Source organism: Streptomyces sp. CNT372, from assembly GCF_000377145.1.
The window spans coordinates 2,152-25,562 of sequence record NZ_KB897782.1 but is presented as its reverse complement, the minus strand read 5'-3'; the positions used below and the strand labels follow the sequence as shown (position 1 = coordinate 25,562).

The 23,411-nt window shown below is 74.6% G+C and carries 16 protein-coding genes and 1 riboswitch; of the genes, 7 read left to right on the top strand and 9 right to left on the bottom strand.

Annotation, left to right across the window (positions count from 1 at the left end; genetic code table 11):
• Positions 1 to 109: 109 nt before the first annotated feature.
• Positions 110 to 559, top strand: a complete 450-nt coding sequence (locus C593_RS0115220; RefSeq protein WP_078521611.1) for an ATP-binding protein — start codon at positions 110 to 112, stop codon at positions 557 to 559.
• Between the two features lie 41 nt (positions 560 to 600).
• Here the strand turns inward: C593_RS0115220 and C593_RS0115215 are convergent, their stop codons facing one another.
• The 4 genes from C593_RS0115215 to C593_RS33780 all read right to left on the bottom strand — a co-directional run bounded on the left by C593_RS0115215 (position 601) and on the right by C593_RS33780 (position 4,417).
• Entirely contained in the window at positions 601 to 1,044 is a 444-nt protein-coding gene (locus C593_RS0115215; protein WP_018848160.1) for a response regulator, read from the bottom strand.
• Positions 1,041 to 2,783, bottom strand: coding sequence for a sensor histidine kinase (locus C593_RS29780; RefSeq protein ID WP_018848159.1), 1,743 nt, complete (start codon positions 2,781 to 2,783; stop codon positions 1,041 to 1,043). Before C593_RS29780 ends, C593_RS0115215 begins: the two co-directional genes overlap by 4 nt.
• Positions 2,780 to 4,006 (bottom strand): SpoIIE family protein phosphatase, encoded by a 1,227-nt coding sequence (locus C593_RS0115205; protein WP_018848158.1) that lies wholly within the window; start codon positions 4,004 to 4,006, stop codon positions 2,780 to 2,782. The genes C593_RS29780 and C593_RS0115205 overlap by 4 nt, the downstream gene beginning before the upstream one ends.
• Before the next feature lie 270 nt (positions 4,007 to 4,276).
• Positions 4,277 to 4,417: a DUF4430 domain-containing protein gene (locus C593_RS33780; RefSeq protein ID WP_018848157.1), complete on the bottom strand. Its 141-nt coding sequence runs from the start codon at positions 4,415 to 4,417 to the stop codon at positions 4,277 to 4,279.
• 205 nt (positions 4,418 to 4,622) lie between these two features.
• Positions 4,623 to 4,800: riboswitch (cobalamin riboswitch) on the top strand.
• Between the two features lie 213 nt (positions 4,801 to 5,013).
• Here C593_RS33780 and C593_RS0115195 point away from each other — a divergent pair.
• The 6 genes from C593_RS0115195 (at position 5,014) to cobF (ending at position 11,505) form a co-directional block, all read left to right on the top strand.
• Positions 5,014 to 6,513, top strand: a complete 1,500-nt coding sequence (locus C593_RS0115195; protein ID WP_018848156.1) for a CoA-acylating methylmalonate-semialdehyde dehydrogenase — start codon at positions 5,014 to 5,016, stop codon at positions 6,511 to 6,513.
• Between the two features lie 7 nt (positions 6,514 to 6,520).
• Positions 6,521 to 7,669, top strand: a complete 1,149-nt coding sequence (locus C593_RS0115190; RefSeq protein ID WP_018848155.1) for an acyl-CoA dehydrogenase family protein — start codon at positions 6,521 to 6,523, stop codon at positions 7,667 to 7,669.
• Entirely contained in the window at positions 7,666 to 8,820 is a 1,155-nt protein-coding gene (locus C593_RS0115185; protein WP_018848154.1) for an enoyl-CoA hydratase/isomerase family protein, read from the top strand. Before C593_RS0115190 ends, C593_RS0115185 begins: the two co-directional genes overlap by 4 nt.
• Positions 8,814 to 9,746, top strand: a complete 933-nt coding sequence (gene mmsB, locus C593_RS0115180) for a 3-hydroxyisobutyrate dehydrogenase (protein WP_026277712.1) — start codon at positions 8,814 to 8,816, stop codon at positions 9,744 to 9,746. Before C593_RS0115185 ends, mmsB begins: the two co-directional genes overlap by 7 nt.
• Positions 9,743 to 10,564 (top strand): enoyl-CoA hydratase, encoded by an 822-nt coding sequence (locus C593_RS0115175; RefSeq protein ID WP_018848152.1) that lies wholly within the window; start codon positions 9,743 to 9,745, stop codon positions 10,562 to 10,564. The genes mmsB and C593_RS0115175 overlap by 4 nt, the downstream gene beginning before the upstream one ends.
• A 113-nt stretch (positions 10,565 to 10,677) precedes the next feature.
• On the top strand, positions 10,678 to 11,505 hold the full coding sequence (gene cobF, locus C593_RS0115170; RefSeq protein ID WP_018848151.1) for a precorrin-6A synthase (deacetylating): 828 nt from the start codon (positions 10,678 to 10,680) through the stop codon (positions 11,503 to 11,505).
• Here the strand turns inward: cobF and C593_RS29770 are convergent.
• From C593_RS29770 to C593_RS29765, 5 genes are all read right to left on the bottom strand, one after another.
• Positions 11,454 to 12,230: a 4'-phosphopantetheinyl transferase superfamily protein gene (locus C593_RS29770; protein ID WP_018848150.1), complete on the bottom strand. Its 777-nt coding sequence runs from the start codon at positions 12,228 to 12,230 to the stop codon at positions 11,454 to 11,456. The two genes, cobF and C593_RS29770, sit on opposite strands and share 52 nt — an antisense overlap.
• Positions 12,230 to 12,853, bottom strand: a complete 624-nt coding sequence (locus tag C593_RS0115160; protein WP_018848149.1) for an isochorismatase family protein — start codon at positions 12,851 to 12,853, stop codon at positions 12,230 to 12,232. Before C593_RS0115160 ends, C593_RS29770 begins: the two co-directional genes overlap by 1 nt.
• 74 nt (positions 12,854 to 12,927) lie before the next feature.
• A complete protein-coding gene (locus C593_RS0115155) occupies positions 12,928 to 14,133 on the bottom strand; it encodes an isochorismate synthase (RefSeq protein WP_018848148.1) in 1,206 nt (401 codons plus the stop codon).
• Positions 14,134 to 14,323: 190 nt separating this feature from the next.
• Entirely contained in the window at positions 14,324 to 21,508 is a 7,185-nt protein-coding gene (locus C593_RS0115150) for a non-ribosomal peptide synthetase (RefSeq protein WP_020610318.1), read from the bottom strand.
• A 20-nt stretch (positions 21,509 to 21,528) separates the two neighbouring features.
• The coding region (locus tag C593_RS29765; protein ID WP_486591136.1) for a condensation domain-containing protein at positions 21,529 to 23,411 on the bottom strand (1,883 nt) is incomplete at its 5' end.

Below are 23,411 nucleotides of genomic sequence, written 5' to 3'. Positions count from 1 at the left end.
GGTGTGGCGGAAAAGGTTCCCCGGGGGAGGTGAGCGCGGCCGTTTCCTGGGTAGACGGAGGCCGATCGCACATGACCGGGCGCAGCACGGTCGGGACACGGGGTGGGCAATGACGGAGACGACACTGGGCACGGACATCGCCCTCGCGGTGGACTCGGCGGCGCAGCGCGCGAGCGCCGCCTTCGACGGCCAGCAGGACTGTGTGGCCTCGGCCCGTGACGCGGTGACCGGGGCGCTCGCCGTGATGGCCATGGCCCGGCGCGCACCGCTGCCCGACACCCTCGTCGGCGACGTCCAGCTCGTGGTGAGCGAACTGGTCACCAACGCGGTGAAGTACGCGCCCGGCCCCTGCCTGGTCGACGTCGGGCTCGACGACTCGGGTGTCACCGTCGCCGTGTGGGACAGCGGCACCGCCCTTCCGACCGTGCACCCCGCCGACCCCGGGCGGATCGGGCAGCACGGACTGGAGATCGTGCTGGCCCTGTGCGAGGGCTTCGCCGTGCGGCGGGAGCCGGTGGGCAAGCGGATCACCGTCCGGCTGCCCGCGCGGGCGGCCTGAGCCCCCGTGCCGGCCCGGCCGCGCGCCGGACCGGCGCCCGGTCAGCGCCGCCGCGGCAGGCGCACCACACTCACGAAGAAGTCGTCGATCTGCCGGACCGCCGCGATGAACTGGTCCAGATCGACCGGCTTGGTGACATAGGCGTTGGCGTGCAGCTTGTAGCTGCGCAGGATGTCCTCCTCGGCCGAGGAGGTGGTCAGCACGACCACCGGGATCAGCGCCAGGTCGTCGTCCGACTTGATGCGTTCCAGCACCTGACGGCCGTCGTAGCGGGGCAGGTTGAGGTCGAGCAGGATCAGGTCCGGACGCGGCGCGTCGGGGTACGCGCCCCGCCGGAACAGGAAGTCCAGCGCCTCCTGGCCGTCCCGGACCACGTGCAGGGTGTTCTGGATCTTGTTGTCCTCGAACGCCTCCCGGGTCATCAGCTCGTCGCCGGGATCGTCCTCGACGAGCAGGACCTCGATCGGTTCGACGGGGGCCTTCATGCGGTGCTCCTGGTGGTGGTCGGGGCGTTCGGGGCGGTCTCGCCGGCGGGTGCCGGGACGGTGGCCGCCGGGGTCTCCTCGGTGGCCCGGTCCTCGGGGGCCGCGCCGGACGCGTCCGGCACACCGGCCGCCGCGTCCGAGGTATCCGCCGGGTCCGCGGGGTCCGCGGGGTCCGCGGGAAGGGTGAAGCGGATCTCCGTCCCCTCCCGCTGTCCGGGCTCGTGCACGGCGATGGCGCCGCGATGGTGCTCCACGATCTTGCGGCACAGGGCCAGGCCGATGCCCGTGCCCCCGTACTCGTCGCGGCCGTGCAGCCGCTGGAAGACCACGAAGACCTTCTCGGCGAACTCGGCCGGGATGCCGATGCCGTTGTCCCGGACCATGAACGTCCAGTCGTCGCCGGTCCGTTCGCAGGCGATCTCCACCCGGCACGTCCGGTCGGGGTGGCGGAACTTGAGCGCGTTGCCGACGAGGTTCTGCCAGAGCATGGTCATCAGGGTCGGGTCGCAGGTGAGGGTCGGCAGCCGGTCCGGGCGCACGATCTCGGCGCCGGACTCCCCGACGGCCACCGAGAGGCTGTTCAGTGCCCGCTCCAGCGGGGCGTCCAGCGCGACGCTGGAGCGCTCCTCGTCCAGCCGCCCCACCCGGGAGAACGTCAGCAGGTCGTTGATCAGGACCTGCATCCGCTTGGCGCCGTCCACCGCGAAGTCGATGTACTGGCGGCCCCGGTCGTCGAGCTCGGTGCCGTAGCGCTTCTCCAGCAGCTGGCAGAAGGACGCGACCTTCCGCAGCGGCTCCTGGAGGTCGTGCGAGGCGACGTAGGCGAACTGCTCCAGCTCGGCGTTGGACCGCCGCAGCTCCTCGGTCTGCTCCTCCAGCAGCCGTTCGCGGCCCTTGGCCTCCCCCAGGGCGTCCACCAGCCGGCGGCGCATCTCCTCGACCGCCGTGCCCACCGCCCGCAGGTCGGCCGGGCCCTCGATCCGGATCTCCTGCTCGAAGGACTCGTCGCGCACCCGCCGGGAGGCCGCCTCCAGCCGCCGCAGCGGCCGGCCGACGATCCGGTGCACGATCACCGTCAGCAGGGCGCAGGCCGCCACGATGGAGGCAAGCAGCACGCCGAAGGCGAGGTTGCGCTGGGTCCGGGCGTCGGCGGCCTCGTCCCGGGCCCGGGTGCGCTCCTCGGTGAAGTGGGTCTCCTGGAGGGCGAAGACCGTGCGCAGTGCGTCGAAGCCCTGCTTGCTGCGCTCGACCCGCTCCGGGGTGACGGCCGCGCCGTCGCCGTCGCGCACGTTCGCGATCAGCGGCTCGGCCTGCTCGGTCCGCCAGGTCGCGGCGGCGCGCTCCACCTGGCGAAGATCGGCCGCCAGCTTCGGGTACGCGGACACCAGCTTTCGCAGGTGGTCCGTGTATTCCCGCTGGTCCCGCTGCCCCTGCCGGTAGGGCTCGAGGAACTCGTCCCGCCCGCTGAGGGCGTAGCCGCGCACGCTGGTCTCCTGGTCGAGCAGCGACTTCTGGAGCTGCAGTGAGACGGAACGGCCCGGCTGGATCACGTCCACCAGTTCGTCCTGCCGCTCCTCCGCGCGGTTCACCATCGCTCCGCCGACGACCGCCGAGGCGACCACCACGAGCGCCATCAGCCCGAGGACCAGGAGGAACCACCCCTGGACGGTGAAACTCCCGCTCCTGCGGGGCCGGGGGCCTTCGGCGGGGCCTTCGGCCCCGTTGGTGGTGCTGCTCATGCGCTGTGCTCCCAATTCATGTGCAGGACGGCGATGTCGTCCGACAGCCCCCCGTACGGTGCGGCGGCGGCCGAGACCTCGTCCACCACGGTGTCCACGAACTCCTGCGGGGGCAGGTGGGCGTGCCGCTGGGCGGCGGCGAGGAGTCCGTCCTCGCCGAGCCGCTGACCGCCCGGCCCGGTCCTGCCCTCGAAAAGGCCGTCGGTGAAGGCGACCAGGCTGGTGTCCGGGGTGATGGGCAGGGTGTGCTCGCTCCAGCGGGCCTGGCCCGGCAGGAAACCGAGCGCCATCCCGCCCGGCGGCTCGTACCAGGAGACGCGGCCGCCGGAACGCAGCATCATGCCGGGGTGCCCGGCGCGCACCACCCGGACGCAGGACCGGTCCGGGGGGAAGACGCAGGAGACGAGGGTGGCGAAGAGCTGGTCCTCGCCCCGTTCGGCGGCGAGGATCTCCTCCAGGAGACGCAGCTGGTCGGGGCCGGTGCGCCCGCTCATCACGGCCGCGCGCCAGGCGACCCGCAGGCAGACGCCGAGGGCCGCCTCGGCCGGGCCGTGCCCGGAGACGTCGCCGACCACTGCGTGCACCGAGCCGTCCTCGGTCTGGACGACGTCGTAGAAGTCGCCGCCGAGGACGCCGTGGGCGCGGCCGGCCTCGTACCGGGCCACGACCGAGAAGTCGTCCCCGCGCAGCAGCGGGACGGGAAGCAGACCGCGCTCCAGCCGGGTGTTCTCCTGGGCGCGCAGCCGGACCGCCTGGAGGGCGGCGGTGGCGCGCTGGACCTGCTTGCGCTGGAGGGCGTAGCGCACGGCGCGGCTCAGCCCCTCCGAGGTCAGCTGGGCCTTGGACAGGTAGTCCTCGGCGCCCTCGGCCACGGCCGCGAGACCGGTGGGCCCGTCGGCGAGGCCGGTGAGCACGACCACCGCCGCCTCCGGCGCGAAGGTCAGCGTCCGGCGCACGGCCGCGAGGCCCTGGGCGTCCGGCAGGTGCAGATCGAGGAGCACACACAGGCCGGTGCCCCGCTCCTCGGTGACGGCCTCGGCCTCGGCCAGGCTCTTGCACCAGGTCAGCCGGGCGGGCAGCTCCGCGTCGGCCAGTACCTCCTCGAACAGCAGCGCGTCCCCCGCGTCGTCCTCGATCAGGAGAAGGGACACCTCCTGATCCGTCGCGGGGAGATCACCTCCCTGCGACGGCACCAGCGCCCTTCCCAGCGCGGGCAGCTCCACCCCAGCCTCCTCGTCACGCCATCGGCCCCCGATGCGTCGCGAGAACAATACTGGTGGCGGGGTCGTGCCCGCGCCGAGTGATCGCGCCCGGTGGGCCTCGCCGTCCGATGGCCGCAGTCGCCGCGCGGAGGGATTTCGTTCTGCGGCTTGCCAGGGGTGTCGCGCCTGTGCCCGGGGCACCGGGTGTGCGAAGTGTCTCCTCCGCGCGCCCGGCGCCCCGTCACCGGGGACGCGCCCGCCCCCGGTGCCCCGTCACGCGGGCCGGGTGCGTCAGAACGAGGTCCGGGTGAACGCCACCCGGTCGCCCGCGTTCAGCCGGAACTGGCAGCCGCCGACCGGTGTGGGCGTCCCGTTGACCGAGATGTTCCAGTACGCGGAGCCGCCGCCGGAGACCCCCTTCACGGTGTCCACCGAGAAGTCGTCGAAGGAGGCGTACCAGGTCCCGTCCCAGGTGAAGCCGTGTTCGTGTGCGCCGCCGGGTGGGCGGCGGCGGGCGCGGGTGCGGGGCCGGCACGGCCTGGGCGGCGGCGGGCGCGGTGGTCAGGGCGAGACCCAGCGCCGTGGCGGTGACCAGGGCGCGGCAGGGGTGGACTTAGTAGGACGTCCAACTATATCTTCGCGACCGAAGGCCCGCGGTGCAGGGAAGCCGGTGTGAATCCGGCGCGGTCCCGCCACTGTGACCGGGGAGTGCGTCCTCCAGCGAGGAAGGCCACCGGCGGAGAGATCCGCCGGGAAGGCCGGAGGGCGTGCGCTGATCCGGGAGTCAGGATACCGGCCGCGGGATGTTCCGTGTTGTCCACGAGGATGGAGCAGACACGCATGGCACCGGTCCGTACCCGTGACCCTGGTGATCCGGCGAGGCACACCCGCGTTCCCGCGCACGTGTAGCCCTCGGCGGCCCTCCGGCCTCCGCGTCCCACGGTGGTTCCGCGCGCCCGCACCCGACCGGTGCGCCGCGCCGGCCCGCCGTGCCATCCCCGGATCTCACCTGACGAGAGCAGGCTTCCATGGTCCGTGAACTGACACATTTCGTCGGCGGAAAGCGCACGCCCGGCACCTCCGGGCTCTTCGCCGACGTCCACGACCCCAACACCGGTGCCGTCCAGGCGCACGTCCCGCTCGCCGGGGCCGAGGAGACCCGCGCCGCGATCGCCGACGCGGCGGCCGAGCAGCCCGAATGGGCCGCGTGGAACCCGCAGCGCCGCGCCCGCGTTCTGATGCGCTTCCTCCAGCTCGTCGAGGACGAACGGGACGAACTCGCCCGCCTGCTCTCCGCCGAGCACGGCAAGACCGTCCCCGACGCGCACGGCGACCTCCAGCGCGGCCTGGAGGTCGTCGAGTTCGCCGCGGGCATCCCGCACCTGCTCAAGGGCGAGTTCACCGACAACGCCGGCACCGGCATCGACGTGCACTCCCTGCGCAGCCCCCTCGGCGTGGTCGCCGGCATCACCCCGTTCAACTTCCCGGCGATGATCCCGCTCTGGAAGGCCGCCCCCGCGCTCGCCTGCGGGAACGCCTTCGTCCTCAAGCCCTCCGAACGCGACCCCTCCGTGCCGCTGCGGCTCGCCGAACTCTTCGTGGAGGCGGGCCTTCCGCCCGGTGTGCTGAACGTCGTCAACGGCGCGAAGGAGGCCGTGGACACGCTGCTGGAGGACCCCCGCGTGGACGCCGTCGGCTTCGTCGGCTCCACCCCCGTCGCCCAGCACGTCTACGAGACCGCCGCCCGGCACGGCAAGCGCGCCCAGTGCTTCGGCGGCGCCAAGAACCACATGATCGTCATGCCGGACGCCGACCTGGACCAGGCCGTGGACGCCCTCGTCGGCGCCGGCTACGGCTCCGCCGGTGAACGCTGCATGGCCGTCTCCGTCGCCGTCCCGGTGGGCGAGGAGACCGCCGACGCCCTGGTGGCCGCCCTGCGGGAACGCGTCGGCACCCTGCGCATCGGCCGCTCCGACGACCCCGGGGCCGACTTCGGGCCGCTGGTCGGCCGCGACGCCCTGGACCGGGTCCGCCGCTACGTCGACATCGGCGTCACCGAGGGCGCCGAACTCGTCGTCGACGGACGGGACTTCGTCCTCCCCGGCCACGAGAACGGCTTCTTCGCCGGCGCCTCCCTCTTCGACCGGGTCACCCCCTCGATGCGGATCTACCGCGAGGAGATCTTCGGCCCGGTGCTCTCGGTGGTCCGCGCCGCCGACTACGAGGAGGCCCTGCGGCTGCCCAGCGAGCACCCCTTCGGCAACGGCGTCGCCCTGTTCACCCGCGACGGCGACACCGCCCGCGACTTCACCCGCCGGGTGAACACCGGCATGGTCGGCGTCAACGTGCCCATCCCGGTGCCCGTCGCCTACCACTCCTTCGGCGGCTGGAAGCGGTCCGCCTTCGGCGACCTGGGCCAGCACGGCACCGACTCGATCCGCTTCTTCACCCGCACCAAGACCGTCACCTCGCGCTGGCCCTCCGGGGTCAAGGAAGGCGCGAGCTTCACCATCCCGACGATGGGGTGAGCAGGCCATGACCACCACCACCCTCACCAAGGACCAGCTCGCCCTCGCCGAGGTGACCCTCGACTTCGCGCAGGAGCGCCTGGCCCCCTCCGCCGTCGCCTGGGACCGGGACAAGCACTTCCCCGTCGACGTGCTGCGCGCGGCCGCCGGACTCGGCCTCGGCGGCGTCTACGTCCGCGAGGAGCACGGCGGTTCGGGGCTCGGCCGCGCCGACGGCGTCCTCGTCTTCGAGGTCCTCGCCACCGGCTGCCCGTCCATCGCCGGCTACCTCTCCATCCACAACATGGTCGCCTGGATGATCGACGCCTACGGCGACGAGACCCAGCGCGCCCGCTGGCTGCCCGGCCTCTGCGCGGCCACCACCCTCGGCAGCTACTGCCTCACCGAACCCGGCGCCGGCTCGGACGCCGCCGCCCTGCGCACCCACGCGGAACGGGACGGCGACCACTACGTCCTCACCGGCGTCAAGCAGTTCGTCTCCGGAGCGGGCGCCTCCGGGGTCTACGTCGTCATGGCCCGCACCGGCGGCGACGGCCCCGGCGGCATCAGCGCCTTCGTCGTCGAACGCGACGACCCCGGCCTCTCCTTCGGCGCCAACGAGGTCAAGATGGGCTGGAACGCCCAGCCCACCCGGCAGGTGGTTCTCGACGGCGTCCGCGTCCCCGCCGACCGGCGCCTCGGCGCGGAGGGCGACGGCTTCCGCATCGCCATGCACGGCCTCAACGGCGGCCGCCTCGGCATCGCGGCCTGCTCCCTCGGCGGCGCGCAGAGCGCCCTCGACCGCAGCCTCACCCACCTCGCCGACCGGGAGGCCTTCGGGGCACCCCTCATCCGGGCGCAGGGACTCCAGTTCGCGCTGGCCGACATGGCCACCGAACTCGCCGCCGCCCGCGCCCTGGTCCGCCAGGCCGCCGACGCCCTCGACCGGGGCGACCCCGGCGCACCCCACCTGTGTGCGATGGCCAAGCGCTTCGCCACCGACACCGGCTACTCGGTCGCCGACCGGGCCCTCCAACTCCACGGCGGCTACGGCTATCTGGGCGACTACGGTATCGAGAAGATCGTCCGGGACCTGCGGGTCCACCGGATCCTGGAAGGAACCAACGAGATCATGCAGGTCATCGTCGCCCGCGCGCTGACGGAGGCGACCCGGTGACGGCGTCCGCAGAGGCGCCGGTGCTGCTGCGCACCGAGGGGCGGGCGGCGTACCTCACCCTGAACCGGCCGCGGGCGATCAACGCCCTCACCCACACGATGGTGCGGACGATCGCCGAGGCCCTGGACGCCTGGGAGGACGACCCCTCGGTGGAGGTCGTCGTCCTCACCGGCGCGGGGGAGCGGGGACTGTGCGCGGGCGGCGACATCCGCGCGATCCACGACTCGGCGCGGGCGGGCGCGGGTGGCACACACCCCGGTCCGGGGCACGTTCCGGACGGGACCGGGGCAGGGGCCGGCGTCCCGGACGAGGCCGGGCCCGGGGCCGCCGCGGCGTTCTGGCGGGACGAGTACCGGCTGAACGCCCGGATCGCCCGGCTGCGCACCCCGTACGTCGCCGTGATGGACGGCATCGTGATGGGCGGCGGCGTCGGCGTCTCCGCCCACGGCAGCGTACGCCTCGTCACGGAACGCTCCCGGGTTGCCATGCCCGAGACCGGGATCGGCTTCGTCCCCGATGTCGGAGGCACCTATCTGCTGGGCCTCGCGCCCGGTGAACTCGGCACCCATCTGGCCCTGACCGGGACCCCCGTCGGCGCGGCCGACGCCCTGCTGTGCGGGCTCGCCGACCACCACGTCCCCTCCGCCGCCCTACGGGCCCTCCTCGCGGACCTCGCCCGCGCACCCGTGCACGAGGTCCTCACCGAGCACGTCCGGCCCGCCCCGCCCGGACGGCTCGCCGCCGCCCGGGAGTGGATCGACGCCTGCTACTCCGCCGACAGCGTCGAGGAGATCGCGGACCGGCTGCGCGCCCACGGCGACCCGGCGGCCAAGGAGGCGGCCGAGACCCTGGCGGCCAAGTCCCCGACCGCGCTCAAGGTCACCCTGGCGTCCCTGCGCCGGGCCCGTGGACTCGGGCCGCTGGAGCGGGTCCTGGAACAGGAGTACCGCGTCTCCTGCGCCGCCCTCGCCCACCCCGACCTGGTGGAGGGCATCCGCGCCCAGATCATCGACAAGGACCGCGACCCGCGCTGGTCGCCCGGGAGCCTCGCCGAGGTCACCGCCGCCGACGTGGACCGCTTCTTCGCCCCGCTCGGCGAGCGCGAACTGCGCCTCGCCGGGCCCGGATCGCCCCAGGAGGTGCCCTGGTGAGCGTCATCGCCTTCATCGGCCTCGGCAGGATGGGCGGCCCGATGGCCGCCAATCTCGTCAAGGCCGGCCACCGCGTCCTCGGCCACGACCTCGACGCGGACGCGCTCGCCGCCGCCGTCGCGCACGGCGTGGAACCCGCCGCCTCGGCCCCGGCCGCCGCCGGGGCCGCGGACCTGGTGATCACCATGCTGCCCGCCGGCCGCCATGTCCTCGCCCTCCACCGGGAGGAGGGGCTGCTCGCCGTCGCCCGGCCCGGCACCCTGTTCGTCGACTGCTCGACCATCGACGTCGCCGACGCCCGCACCCTCCACGAGGCGGCCGCCGCCGCGGGCCACCGGGCCCTGGACGCACCCGTGTCCGGGGGAGTGGTGGGCGCCGAGGCGGCCACCCTCACCTTCATGGCGGGCGGCGGGGAGGCCGACTTCGCCGAGGCGGAACCGGTGCTCGCTGCCATGGGCCGCAAGGCCGTGCACTGCGGCGCGGCGGGCGCCGGGCAGGCGGCGAAGATCTGCAACAACATGATCCTGGGCATCTCGATGATCGCCGTGAGCGAGGCGTTCGTCCTCGGCGAGAGCCTCGGGCTCTCCCACGAGGCGCTGTTCGACGTGGCCTCCGCAGCGTCCGGTCAGTGCTGGGCGCTCACCGTCAACTGCCCGGTCCCCGGGCCCGTCCCGGGCAGCCCCGCCAACCGGGACTACCGGCCCGGGTTCGCCGCACCGCTGATGGCCAAGGACCTCGGCCTCGCGGCGAACGCGATCCGCGCGGGAGGCGTGGACGCGGCCCTCGGGCTGCGCGCGGCCGAGGCGTACGCGGCCTTCGCCGAAGGACCGGGAGCGGACCAGGACTTCTCAGGAATCGTCCGCGCCATCCGGGACGGCGCCCTGCGCGCGCACCACACCGGCACCACCGAGGAGAGGACCGCATGACCGGCACGGACACGGGCACGGCCGCCGACGGCGGCACCGGCCCGGACGCGTTCGAGACCATCCGCGTCGAGCGCAGGGGCCGCACCGCCCTGGTCACCCTCGACCGGCCCAGGGCGCTCAACGCCCTCTCCCTGCGCCTGATGGACGAGGTCGTCACCGCGACCGCGCGCCTCGACCGGGACCCGGAGATCGGCTGCATCGTCCTGACCGGCTCCGCGAAGGCGTTCGCCGCCGGGGCCGACATCAAGGAGATGCAGCCGCGCGGCTACCCGGACATGTACGTCGACGACTGGTTCGCCGCCTGGGACCGCTTCGCCCAGGTGCGCACGCCGACCGTCGCGGCGGTCGCCGGGTACGCCCTCGGCGGCGGCTGCGAGCTGGCCATGATGTGCGACATCCTGCTCGCCGCCGACACCGCGGTCTTCGGGCAGCCGGAGATCCGCCTCGGCGTCATCCCCGGCATCGGCGGCTCCCAGCGGCTGACCCGCGCGGTGGGGAAGGCCAAGGCGATGGAACTCTGCCTCACCGGGCGCACCATGGACGCGGCCGAGGCGGAACGCGCCGGCCTGGTCTCCCGGATCGTCCCGGCGGACGACCTGGTCGGCGAGGCGCTCGCCGTCGCGGAGACGGTCGCCGGGATGTCCGCGCCGGTCGCGATGATGGCCAAGGAGTCCGTCAACCGGGCCTTCGAGACCACCCTCGCGGAGGGCGTTCGCTTCGAACGGCGCCTGTTCCACGCGGTGTTCGCCACCGCCGACCAGAAGGAGGGCATGGCGGCGTTCACCGACAAGCGGCCGCCGCGGTTCACCCACGGCTGACGGCCGCGCCGCCGCCCGGCTCCGGGCGCGACGGGGGTCCGGCTCCGGGCCCCCACCGCACCCGGAGCCGCTCCGTCTTCTTCCACCGAGACCCCGTTCCCCCGAGGCCCACCATGAGCACGGACCAGCCCACGGACCAGCCAACGGACCGGCGCCACCTCCTCGCCATCGGCATCGGAGCCGGCGACATCGACCATCTGACGCTCGCCGCGGTCAAGGCCGTCCGCCGTACGGACGTCTTCTTCCTCATCGGCAAGGGCCCCGGGAAGGCCGCCCTGACCGATCTGCGGCGCCGCGTCCTGGCGGAGCACGCCACCGGGCCCCACCGCGTCGTCGAGGTCGACGACCCCTGGCGGGACCGGACCCGGGAGGACGGCGCCGGCTACACCACCGCGGTCCACGACTGGCGCCGCCGCCGCGCCGAGGTCTACGAACGCCTGGTCCGCGACGAACTGGCCCCCGGGCAGACCGGCGCGTTCCTCGTCTGGGGCGACCCCGCCCTCTACGACAGCACCCTCGGCATTCTGAACGGGATCGCCGCGGGCGGCACCGTCGCCTTCGACGTGGAAGTCGTGCCCGGCATCAGCAGCGTCTCCGCCCTCGCGGCCCGCCACCGGATCACCCTGAACCAGGTCGGCCGGCCCGTTCACATCACCCCGGGCCGGCGGCTCGCGGACGCCTGCCTCGCGGGCGACGGCGACGTGGTGGTGATGCTCGACGCCCAGGAGGCGTACCGGCGGGTCACCGGCGACGACGTGTGGATCTACTGGGGCGCCTACATCGGCACCCCGGACGAACTCCTCCTCTCCGGACCCCTGCCGCAGGTCGCCGACCGCATCAGCGAACTCCGCGCCGAGGCCCGGGAGCGCCATGGCTGGATCATGGACACCTATCTGCTGCGCATCGTCGAGGGGGACGACGGGGAGGACCCGGGACCCTGACGGCCGTCCGGGACCACGGCCAGGGCCGCCGCGTGCCCGGCGGCCGCCGGCAGGTCGGTGATCCGCACACCGTGCACCTCGGCGGGCACCGGCCCGGTCCCGGCCAGGGGGTCGGCCGGGCCATGGGTGAGGGCCACCCCGGTCGCCTTCAGCACGGCCTCCTTGCGCACCCAGCACTGGGTGAACGCGGCCGTCCGCTCCGGCGGTGCCAGCGCGGCCAGTTCCGCGCGTTCCACCCGGTGCAGCGCGGGGACCACGTCCTCGACGATCCGGGTGGCCGGCACGGCCTCCACGTCCACCCCGACGGGCACCGGGGCCGTCGCCACCAGGACGTGGTCACCGGCGTGCGCGAGCGAGAAGTGCAGGGCGTGGTGGGCGAGCCGGGGCTTGCCGTGCGGTCCGCCGCAGCCCGCGCAGGGCAGCCGGGCGAACACCAGCCGCTCGGGCCGCTCGCCGACCAGCCCCGCGAGGGTCTGCCGCAGCAGGACGTGCGCCACGAGATAGCGGTCGGCGTCCCGCTGGAAGCGGAACCCCGCGGCCCGCTCCCGCTCCCGCGCGTCGAGCAGCCCCAGCCCGGCCCGGGCCGCCGCCGTGTTCGGCGCCACCCGGGCCGCGAACACACCGGGGTGCCCGGGCAGGACACAGTGGTCCAGCATCGGACCCGCCCGGGCCGCGGGGGCCGGGACCGGCCGGAGCGGGGCCTCGTCGTGGTGCACGTCGGGCATCAGAACACGCGGTCGGCGGTGGTGACATGGGCGCAGCGCCCGGCGGCCCACTCCAGCGCGAAACGGTGCTCGCGCTCGGAGAAGTCGGCCACCGCGTCGGCGACCACGAAGGCCTGGATGTCCTGCATCCACGCGTCGCACGCGGTCATCAGCACTCCGATGTGCGCGTACACACCGGTGACCACGATCTGGTCCCGGCCCTGCTCGCGCAGCCGCTCCAGCAGGTCCGTGCGGACGAAGGCGCTGTACTTCCACTTCGTCAGCACGGTGTCCCCGGCCTCCGGGGCGACGGCCGCGGCGATCGCGGTCGCGTGCTCCTCGGCCGGGACGCCCGGCCCCCAGAAGTCCTGCTGGAGACCGCGTTCCTCGGGCGTCTGCCCGCCGGGCTGCGCCGTGTAGATGACGGGGACGCCCAGGCGCGCGGCCTCCTTGCGGAGCCGGGCGACATTGCCGAGGAGCGCGGTGACCGGCTCGGCCTCGGCGTCGAAGGCGGACAGGAAGTAGTTCTGGAGGTCGTGCACGAGCAGCACGGCGCGGTCCGGGTCGACGCGCCAGTCCACCCGGTTGGCGGGCAGGTCGGCGGCGCGGGGCATGGGGTAGGGCGCCACGGCGGGCAGGGCCATGAGGGTCTCCGGGGTGCTGGGTGGAACAGAGGTGGGAACAGAGGGGCAGAGAGGACGGAGCGGGGCGGGACGGGTCAGAGTTCGGCGCCGACGGCGTCGAGGAAGGTGCGGAACTTGGCCGCGGTCTCGGCGGTCTCGGCCTCCGGCTCCGAACCGGCGACGACCCCCGCCCCCGCGTACAGGCGCAGCGTGCGCCCCTCGGCCTCGGCGCAGCGGATGGTGACGACCCATTCGCCGTCGCCGTCCGCGTTCCCCCAGCCGACCATGCCCGTGAAGAAGCCCCGGTCGAAGGACTCGGTCTCGCGGATGACGGTACGGGCGAGCGCGGTCGGCGTGCCGCAGACGGCCGGGGTCGGGTGGAGCGCGGAGGCGACCTCCAGTGCGGAGACGGCCGGGTCGGCGAGTTCGCCGGTAACCGTGGTGGACAGGTGCCACATGGTCGCCGTGCGGATGAGGGTGGGCCGCGGCGGGACCACCGTCCGCGAGCAGAACCGGGCCATGTGCTGGTGCACCGCGTCGACCACGACCGCGTGCTCGTGCAGGTCCTTCGCCGACTCCAGCAGGGCCGCCGCGCGCCGCACGTCCTCGGCGAGGTCCGGGCTGCGCGGGGTGGACCCGGCGAGCGGGTTGGAGACCAGCCGGTTTCCGCGGCGGGAGACCAGCAGTTCGGGGCTTGCGCCGAGGAGGGTGCGGCCGGGGCCGGTGGGCAGGGCGAAGGTGTGGCCCGAGGGGTCCCGGCGGGCGAGGCGCTGGACCATGGCGGGGATGTCGAGGGCGTCGGGGCCGGTCAGTTCCAGGGTCCGGGCGAGCACCACCTTGCTGAACTCGCCCTTCCACATCCGGGCGACGGCGGCGGCCACGCCCTTGCCGTACACCTCCGGGTCGGGCTCCGGCCGGACGGACCAGGCGGTGCCGGGGGTCGGGGCCGGCGGCAGGCCGACCAGCGGGTCGGAGGCGAGGGCCGGTCCCGCGCGCAGGACCTCGGGGACGACGAGGGCGGCCGGCACCGACTGGTCGAAGGGAACGGCGCCGACGGCCACGGGCGAGGGGTGGCGTTCGGCCGCCGCGGCGCGCAGTGTCCCGGCGACCCTCTCGGCGAGCGGGCCGGACCCGTGCGGCACCTCGCGGTGCACACCGTGGGCCAGGAGGGTGCGGCTGGGCGTGGCGAGGAAGCGGTCGCCGGCGCGGTAGGCGTCCAGCATGCTCGTGGCCGCGCCGACCGCGGGGTGGGCGGGGGCGGTGTCCTGTCTGTGCTCGGCGACCTGGTGGACCGTCGACACGATGACTCCTCGGGGTGTTGTCCGTACGGGTGGGGGTGCGGGTGCGGGTGTTGGCGCGGGGTGCTGGTGCTGGTGCCGCGTGAGTGCGGTGCGGTGCGGTGTTGTGCGGTGGCCGGTGTCGGCGCCGGTGCGGCCGCCGGTCGGCCGGTCGGCCGGGGCTTGCGGCCCCGGCCCGCCCGGGTCGGGCGCCTCAGGACGCCCCGCGCAGCGCCGCGTCCAGGACCGGGCCGATCCGGTCCAGGTGCTCGGGCGCCATCAGTTCGTCGTGCGAACAGTCCAGGACGTGCTCGGTGACGGCGCCGTCCACATACGCGGGCCACACCGCGAGCGGCGCGTCCTCGGCCGGGGTGCTCTTCGCGGCGGTGAAGAACAGCACGTCGCCCCGGTAGTGGCGGGTGGTGCTGCGGGACAGCAGCCGGACGCAGTGAACGTTGGTGTCGACGACGGAGTGCAGCAGCCCGTCGTCGAACCCGGCCAGCAGGCCGTGGCTGTCCCGGATCGCCGCGACGGCCTCCTCCCGGGAGACCTCGGCGCCCGCCTGCCCGCCGTCCGTTCCGTCCGCACCGGGCATGCCGCCCAGTCCGGCCACGGAGAGCAGGAAGCCGCTCTCCTCGCGTTCCAGCCGCTCCCGCCAGTCCGGCGCGTCGATGTACGACCAGTCGTCCCGCTCCGGCGGGTAGGCGTCCAGCAGGGCCAGGAAGGCGACCTCCTCGCCCCGCTCCTGGAGGAGGGCGGCCAGGGTGTGCGCCACGGTCCCGCCGAAGGAGTACCCGGCGAAGTGGTACGGCCCCTCGGGCTGGACCGCGCGGATCTCCGCGAGGTAGCGCTCGCACAGCTCCGCCACGTCGGCCGCGTCGGGCAGTTCGCCCGCGAGGCCCGGCGACTGGACGCCGTACACCGGCCGGTCCGGGTCGAGATGACGCAGCAGGCCGGTGTACTGCCAGCTGAAGCCGGAGGCCGGATGGAAGCAGAACAGCGGCTCCCGGCCGCCCCGTTCCCGCAGCGGCAGCAGCACCCGCAGCGCGTCCCGGCGGGAGTCCGTCCCGATGCGGGCCGCCACGTCCGCCACCGTGGGCGCCGACATGACCGTGCCCACCTGGACGGGCACGCCCAGCTCGTCGCGGATACGGCCCACGAGCCGCATCGCGAGCAGCGAATGCCCGCCCAGCTCGAAGAAGTTGTCCTCCACCCCGACCCGTTCCAGGCCCAGCACCTCCGCGAAGACACCGCACAGCAGCTCCTCGTGGGCGTCCTTCGGGGCCCGCCCGCCGCCCGCGTCCGCGAACACCGGCGCGGGCAGCGCGGTCCGGTCGACCTTGCCGTTCACCGTCAGCGGCAGCGCGGGCAGTTCGACGAAGGCCGAGGGGACCATGAACTCGGGCAGGGTCCCGGACAGCCGCGCCCGCAGCGCCGCCGCCCGGGCGTCGCCGTCGACCCGGACCGCGTCCGAGGCCGGCACGGTGTACGCGACCAGCCGCTTCACGCCGTTCGGGCCGGTGTGCACGACGACCGCGGCCGCGGCCACCCCGGGTGCGGCGGCGAGCGCCGACTCGATCTCGCCCAGCTCGATGCGGAAACCGCGGATCTTCACCTGGTGGTCGGCCCGGCCCAGATAGTCGATCTGGTCGTCCGTGCGCCATCGCACCAGGTCGCCGGTCCGGTACATCAGCGTGCCCGGCTCCCCGAACGGGTCGGCGACGAAACGCTCCGCCGTCAGCGCCGGCTGCGCGAAGTAGCCGCGGGCCAGGCCCGCCCCCGCGAGGTACAGCTCGCCCGGCACCCCCTGCGGCACCGGCCGCAGCGCGCTGTCCAGGACATAGGCGCGGGTGTTGTGGATCGGGCGGCCGACGCAGGAGGAGGCGCTGTCGGCCACGTCCGCGCCCAGCGCGTTGATCGTGTACTCGGTGGGCCCGTACAGGTTGTAGCCCATGGTCCCCTCGGTCTCCTCCAGCAGGGACCACAGGGAGTCGGGCACCGCCTCGCCGCCGAGCAGCACCAGCGCCGGCCGGTGCCGGTCCGCGTCCAGCAGGCCCGCGTCCACCAGCTGCTGCCCGTAGGAGGGCGTGACGTTGACGACGTCGATGCCCACCCGGTCGTAGTGCGCGGTCAGCGCCGCCGGGTCCAGGCGCAGTTCCTCGCCGATGACGTGCACCTCGTGCCCGTCGACCAGCCAGAAGAACTCCTCCCAGGACATGTCGAAGGCGAAGGACACCGTGTGCGCCACCTTCATCCGGCGCCCGCCGCCCAGCTTCACCGCCGGTTCGAAGATCCGCTCCCGGTGGTTGAGCAGCATGTTCACCAGACCGGACCCGGGCACCACCACACCCTTGGGGCGTCCGGTGGAACCGGAGGTGTAGATCAGGTACGCCGGGTGCCGCCCGTCGCGCGGAGCCGTCAGCTCCGCCTCCCCGACGGCTCCGCCGGGCAGCGCGGCCAGTTCGGCGGCGGTCGCCGCCGCGTCCAGCACCAGCGGCGGCACGCCCGCGACCTCCGGTACCCGCCCGGCCACCGCCGAGGAGGTGACCAGGCAGAGCGGGCCCGCGTCCTCGACCATCGCGGCCAGCCGGTCCACCGGGTGGTCCAGGTCCAGCGGCAGATAGGCGGCGCCGGTCTTCAGCACCGCGAAGAGCGAGACCACGAAGTCCGCCGACCGGGGCAGCCCGAGGGCGACCGTGCGCTCCGGGCCCGCGCCGCGCGCGATGAGGGCCCGGGCGAGCCGGTTGGCCCGCTCGTCCAGCTCGGCGTAGGTCAGCCGCTCGTCCTCGAAGACCAGCGCGGTGGCTTCCGGGGTGGCAGCCGCCTGCCGGGCGAACAGGTCCACCAGCGGGGTGTCCGGGATGCCGTGGCCCATGTCGTCGCCCACGGCGAGGAGTTCGGCGCGGTCGGCGGGGTGCAGGGTGTGCAGCCGGCCGACCGGGGTGGCGCCCCCGTCGGCGAACTGCTCCACCAGCAGCCGCAGCCGGCCCGCCAGCAGCTCCGCCGTCTCCCGCTCGTACAGGTCCGGCCGGTAGGCGAGGCTCAGCTCCAGGGAGCGTTCCGGGGTGACCGCCAGGGTCAGCGGGTAGTGGGTGCCGTCGACGCTGTGCGTCCAGCCGATCTGGTGCCGCTCGACGGCCTCCTCACGGGCCGCGTCGTCCAGCGGCGTGTTACGGAACACGTACAGGGTGTCGAAGAGCCGGCCGATGCCCGTGGTCTGCTGGATCCGGCCCAGACCCAGGTAGTGGTGGGGCAGCAGCTCCGCGTGCTCGCGCTGCATCCGCACCAGCAGGTCCCGCAGCGGCTCCCCGGGGCGCAGCGTGACCCGGAACGGCAGCGTGTTCATGAACATGCCGATCATCTGGTCCACGCCCGCGATGTCCGCCGGGCGGCCCGAGACCGTCGCGCCGAACACCACGTCGTCCCGCCCGGTCATCCCGGACAGGGACAGCGCCCACGCGGCCGACAGGACCGTGTTCAGGGTGACGCCGCAGCCCCGGGCGAAGGCCCGCAGCCGGTCGCTGGTCTCCGCGCCCAGCGCGATGTCCACCACCTCGGCGGTCACCGGCTGCCGCGCCGGGTCGGCCGGGGCGACCAGGGTCGCCTGGTCCAGACCCGACAGATGCCTGCGCCAGGCGTCCAGGGCCGCGTCCGCGTCCGTGCCCGCGAGCCAGCGCAGGTACTCGCGGTACGGCGTGACCGGCGGCAGGCCCTCGGTCCGGCCGCCGCGCCCGTACAGCGCGAACAGCTCCTCGAAGAACAGCGACTCCGACCAGCCGTCGGTCAGGATGTGGTGCTGCGTCACGCACAGCATCCACCGGTCCTCGGCGAACTTCAGCAGGGTCACCCGCATCAGCGGCGGCGCGGACAGGTCGAACCGGGTCTCCGCGTCCCGCAGGGAGAACTCGCGCTGCGCCTCGTCCTGAGCCGCCCGGTCCAGCCCCGTCAGATCGCGCACCTCGAACGGCAGCTCCCACGCCTTGGGCACCACCTGCACCGGACCGGCCAGGCCCTCGTGCCAGAACGCCGAGCGCAGGTTCGGATGCCGGCGCAGCATCCCGTCGAACGCGGCCCGGAGCGCGGCCGTGTCCACGGCGTGCCGCAGCTCCACGAAGTTCTGCATCAGATACACGTCGAGCGCGCGGTCGTCGTACACCGCGTGGAAGTACAGGCCTTCCTGGAGCGGCGCCAGCGGCAGGACCTCCTCGGCACCCGGGAACACCCGCTCCAGCACGGCCCGTCCGGCCTCGTCCAGCTCGACCAGCGGCGCGTCCGACGCCGGGACGGAGCCCCGCGCCTCGTCCTCGGGGGTGCGGGCCACCGCCGCCAGACCGGCGACCGTGCGCTGCTCGAACACATCGCGCGGGGTGAGGACCAGGCCCTCCTTGCGGGCCCGGGTCACCAGCTGGATGGAGACGATGCTGTCGCCGCCGAGGGCGAAGAAGTCGTCGTCCGCGCCCGCCGAGGACAGGCCCAGCACCTCGGTGAACACCCGGGCCAGCGCCTCCTCGCGGGCGCCGCTCGGCGCCCGCGAGGACTCCGCCGCGCCGAGCACCGGCGCGGGCAGGGCGGCCCGGTCCAGCTTGCCGTTGACGTTGAAGGGCAGCGCGTCCAGCACCACCACGGCGGCCGGGACCAGGTAGTCCGGCAGCGACCGGGCCAGCTCCTCGCGGACCGCCACCGGATCGGCCGTGCCCGTCACATAGCCGACCAGCCGCTTCACCCCGGGCACGTCCTCGCGCACCACCACGGCCGCCGAGACGACTCCGGCGACGGACGCCAGAGCGGACTCCACCTCGCCCGGCTCGATCCGGAAGCCCCGGATCTTCACCTGGTCGTCGGCGCGGCCCAGGTACTCCAGCTCCCCGTCCGCGCGCAGCCGCGCCAGGTCGCCGGTCCGGTACATCCGGGAGCCCGCGGGCCCGTACGGGTCGGCGACGAAACGCTCCGCCGTCAGCGCCGGGCGGCCCAGATAGCCGCGCGCGGTGCCGTGGCCCGCGAGATACAGCTCACCGGGGGTGCCGGCCGGCACCGGGCGCAGCGCCGCGTCCAGGACATAGGCGCGGGTGTTCCCGATCGGGCGGCCCACCACCGGCGTGGCGCTGTCCGCGAGGTCCGCACCCAGCGCGTCCACCGTGTACTCGGTCGGCCCGTACAGGTTCACCGACCTGACCCCGCTCGCGGCCCGCACCTCGGACCACAGGGCCTCCGGCACCGCCTCGCCGCCCAGCAGCAGCAGCGCCGGACGGTGCTCCGCCGCGTCCAGCAGGCCCCACTCCAGGAGCCGGCTCGCATAGGTGGGGGTGACGTCCATCGCGTCGATCCGGTGCCGGCGCACATAGCCGACGACGAACTCGGCGTCCCGGCGGCCCACTTCGTCCAGGACGTGCAGCTCATGGCCCGCGATCAGCCAGAACAGCTGCTCCCAGGAGGTGTCGAAGCTGAATGAGGCGGTGTGCAGGGCGCGCAGGGTCCGCCCGCCGGACGCGTCCACGACCGGCCCGAACACCTCGGCGATGTGGTTGGCATACAGGTTGGACAGACCGCCGTGGGTGAGCACCACACCCTTCGGGCGGCCGGTGGAACCGGAGGTGTAGATGACGTACGACGGGTGCCCGTCCACGGTCGCCGGAGAGGTGAACGCGGCCGGGGCGGCGGCGAGTTCGGCGGCCGTCCACGCGGCGTCCAGCACCAGGCGCGGCGCGCCCGTCCCGGCGTCGGGCAGCAGCGCGGCGGCCTGCTCCGTGGTCACCACGCACACCGGCGCGGCGTCCTCGATCATCAGCCTTAGCCGGTCCGCCGGATAGTCCAGGTCCAGCGGCAGATACGCGCCACCCGTCTTGAGGACCGCCAGGATCGCGACCACCGAATCCGCGGAACGCGGCACCGCCAGCGCCACCACCGACTCCGGCCCGACCCCGCGCGCCGCCAGCAGACCCGCCAGCCGCGCCGCCCGCTCGTCCAGCTCGGCGAAGCTCAGCGACACCTCCCCGGCCACGACCGCGGTCGCCTCCGGGGTGCGGGCCGCCTGCTCGGCGAAGCGGTCCGCGACCGTCCCCGCCGGCACGTCCCGCACCGCGCCCGCCCAGCTCTCCCGCACCCGCGCCAGCTCGGCCGCCGGCAGCACGTCCAGCGCGCCTACCGCCGTGCCCGGCGCCTCGGCGATCCGGTCCAGCACATGCGCCAGCCGGTCCGCGACCAGGGCCGCCCGCCGCGCGTCGAACACGTCCGGCCGGTACTCGACCTGGAGCCGGGCGCGTTCGTCCAGCGCCACCGCCAGGGTCAGCGGGTAGTGCGTGGCGTCCTCCGCCTCGATGCCCGCGACCCGGGGGCCGTCGCCGAGCGCCGGGCGGGCGTCCTCGTCCACCGGGTAGTTCTCGACGACCACCAGCGTGTCGAACAGCTCCCCGCCGCCCGCCTGCTTCTGGATCAGCCGCAGCCCCAGGTGGTGGTGGGCCAGCAGCGCGTTCTGCTCGTCCCGGAACCGCCGCAGCAGCCCCTCCACGGTCTCCGCCGGGCGGACGGTGAGCCGGACGGGGACCGTGGTGATGAACAGGCCGAGCATCGACTCCACGCCCGGTATCTCGTCCGGCCGGCCGGACACCGTCAGCCCGAACACCACGTCCTGGCGACCCGTCAGCGCGCCGACGGTCAGGCCCCAGGCGCACTGGATCAGGGTGCTCGGCGTGGTCCCCAGCCTGCGCGCCGCCGCCGTCAGCCGCGCGGTCGCCGCCTCCGACAGGTCCAGGGCGTGCACCCCGGGCCGCACCGAGGGCCGCGAGGGGTCCGGGGCGGCGACGAACGACGCCTCGTCCAGCCCGGCGAGCGCGGTCCGCCAGGCGGCCTCCGCCGCCGGGGTGTCCTGCTGCTTCAGCCACTTCAGATAGTCGCGGTACGGGCGGACGGCCGGCAGCCCGGACGCGTCCCCGTCGCTCCCGTACAGCGCGAGCAGATCACCGACCAGCAGCGGCATCGACCAGCCGTCCACCAGGATGTGGTGCACGGTGATCACCAGCCGGTGGTCGTCCTCGCCCACGCGGGCCAGCACCAGCCGCAGCAGCGGCGGCCTGTGCAGCTCGAACCGGCGCGCCAGCTCCGCCCGCCGCAGCTCGCGCAGCGCCACCTCACCCGCCGGGGCAGCGGACAGGTCCACCCGCTCGACGGCGATCCGCACCTCCGCCGGCACGAACTGCACCGGCTGCGGGACTCCCTCGTGCCAGAACCCGGCCCGCAGGTTCGGGTGGCGGCGCAGCAGCGCGCCCGCCGCCAGCTCCAGGCGGTCCGCGTCCACCGCGCCGGCCAGTGCCACCGTCACCTGCACGGTGTAGACGTCGGCTGCCTCGCGGTCGTAGACCGAATGGAACAGCATGCCCTGCTGCAAGGGGGACAGCGGGAGCATGTCCTCGATACGAGCCTGCGTCACTGCTGGGCCCTCCACATTTCTTCGAGCATGGTGATCTGGTCCTGGTCGAGGTCGAGCAGGTCGAGGTCGGAGGGCGTGTGCCCGGCGGTCGTCCCGCAGTCCGCCCACGCGGTCAGCGCGCCCAGGGCGGCCAGCCAGCCGTCCGCGATGGCGCTCACCGTGTCCTGGGACAGGGCCTCGCCCGCCCAGATGAAGGCCGCGGTCAACTCGGGCCCCTCCGGGCCGTTCCCGACCTCCGCGTTGATCTCCAGGGCGTGCGACAGCGGCATCCCCGGGTCGGGCCGCACCGCCAGCGCCTCGGACTCCGCCGCCGGACCCCACGCGGACGCGGCCGGCGCCGTCTGCCGGCCCAGGTAGTTCCACAGGATCTCCGGCCGTGCCGACCGGTCGAACAGACCGGCCGTGGCCGCGTTCGCGTACCGCAGCAGCCCCGCGCCGACACCGCCGTCCGGGACGCCCCGCAGCAGTTCCTTGACCTCCTTCAGCGCGGCGCCCGCGTCCTCGGAACCGGCCGCCACCGCCGCCGGGTCGTAGGACCGCGCCCCCAGCTTCAGCGGGTACACGCTGGTCAGCCAGCCGACCGTACGGGTCAGGTCCGCGCCCGGGACGAGGTCCTGCTCCCGCCCGTGGCCCTCCAGGTCCACCGTCAGCTCCGCCGCCGGACGGCCCGTCCGCGCGGCCCAGTCGCCGACGGAGAGGGCCAGCGCGGTGAGCAGGGTGTCGTTGACGGTGCCGTGGAACGCCTGCGGGACGGCCGACAGCAGGGGCCCGGTCCGCTCGGCGGAGAGCCGCACGGTCAGCCGGCGGGCGGTGGCCGCCGTGTCCCGCGCCGCGTCCAGCGGACGGTCCGTCAGCAGCCGCGCCCCGGGGGCCGCATCCAGCCAGCGGTCCAGCTCGGCCAGCCGGCGCTCGCTCTGCGCCTCCGCAAGCAGCCCGGCCGTCCACGTCCGCAGCGAGGTCGGCACCGGGTCCAGCCCCGGCGTCCGGCCCGCGGCGGCCGCCTCCCAGGCGGCCCGCAGATCGGGCAGCAGGATCTGCCAGGACACCTCGTCGACGACCAGATGGTGGGCCGCCAGCAGCAGCCGGCCCGGCGCGCCGGGACCCGCGTCGAAGTGCACCGCCCGCACGGTCGCCCCGGACTCCGGGTCCAGTCCGCCCGCCGCCCGGTCCGACTCGGCGGCCACCAGCTCGCGCAGCGCTCCGTCCGCCAGACCTGCGGCGTCCACCGTGCGCAGCACCGACGCGGCGGTGAGCGACCCGGCGGGCCGCACCTGCGCGCTCCACACCCCCGGCCGGGCCACGGTCAGCACCTGGCGGAGGCCGTCGTGCCGGTCCAGCACCGCCTGGAGGGCGGCGACCAGCTCCTCCCGGCGCGCCCCGGCGGGCAGCAGCACCAGGCGCGCCTGGCAGAACCGGCGGAACGGGCCACCGCGCGCGGCGAACCAGTGCGCGACGGGCGGCAGTACGAGCGGCCCGGTCGGGACCTCCGCCGTGCGGGGCGCTGCCGTCTTCGCCTCCGGGGCGGCGACCGAGGCCAGCCCGGCGGGCGTCGGGTGGGTGAACACCTGACGGGCCGTGATGGTGAGCCCGGCCTTCCGCGCCTGGCTCACCAGCCGGATCGACACGATGCTGTCGCCGCCCAGCTCGAAGAAGTTGTCCTCGGTGTCCACCTCGGGCAGACCCAGCACCTCGGCCATCAGCCCGGCCAGCACCTCGGCCGGGCTCGCCCCCGCCACCGGCTCGCGCCGGCCGCCGCCCGCACGGCTCGCCGGAGCGGGCGGTGCGGGGAGGGCGCGGCGGTCGAGCTTGCCGTTGGGGGAGAGGGGGACGGTGTCCAGGGCGACGAAGGTGGCGGGGATCATGTACTCGGGCAGGCGGG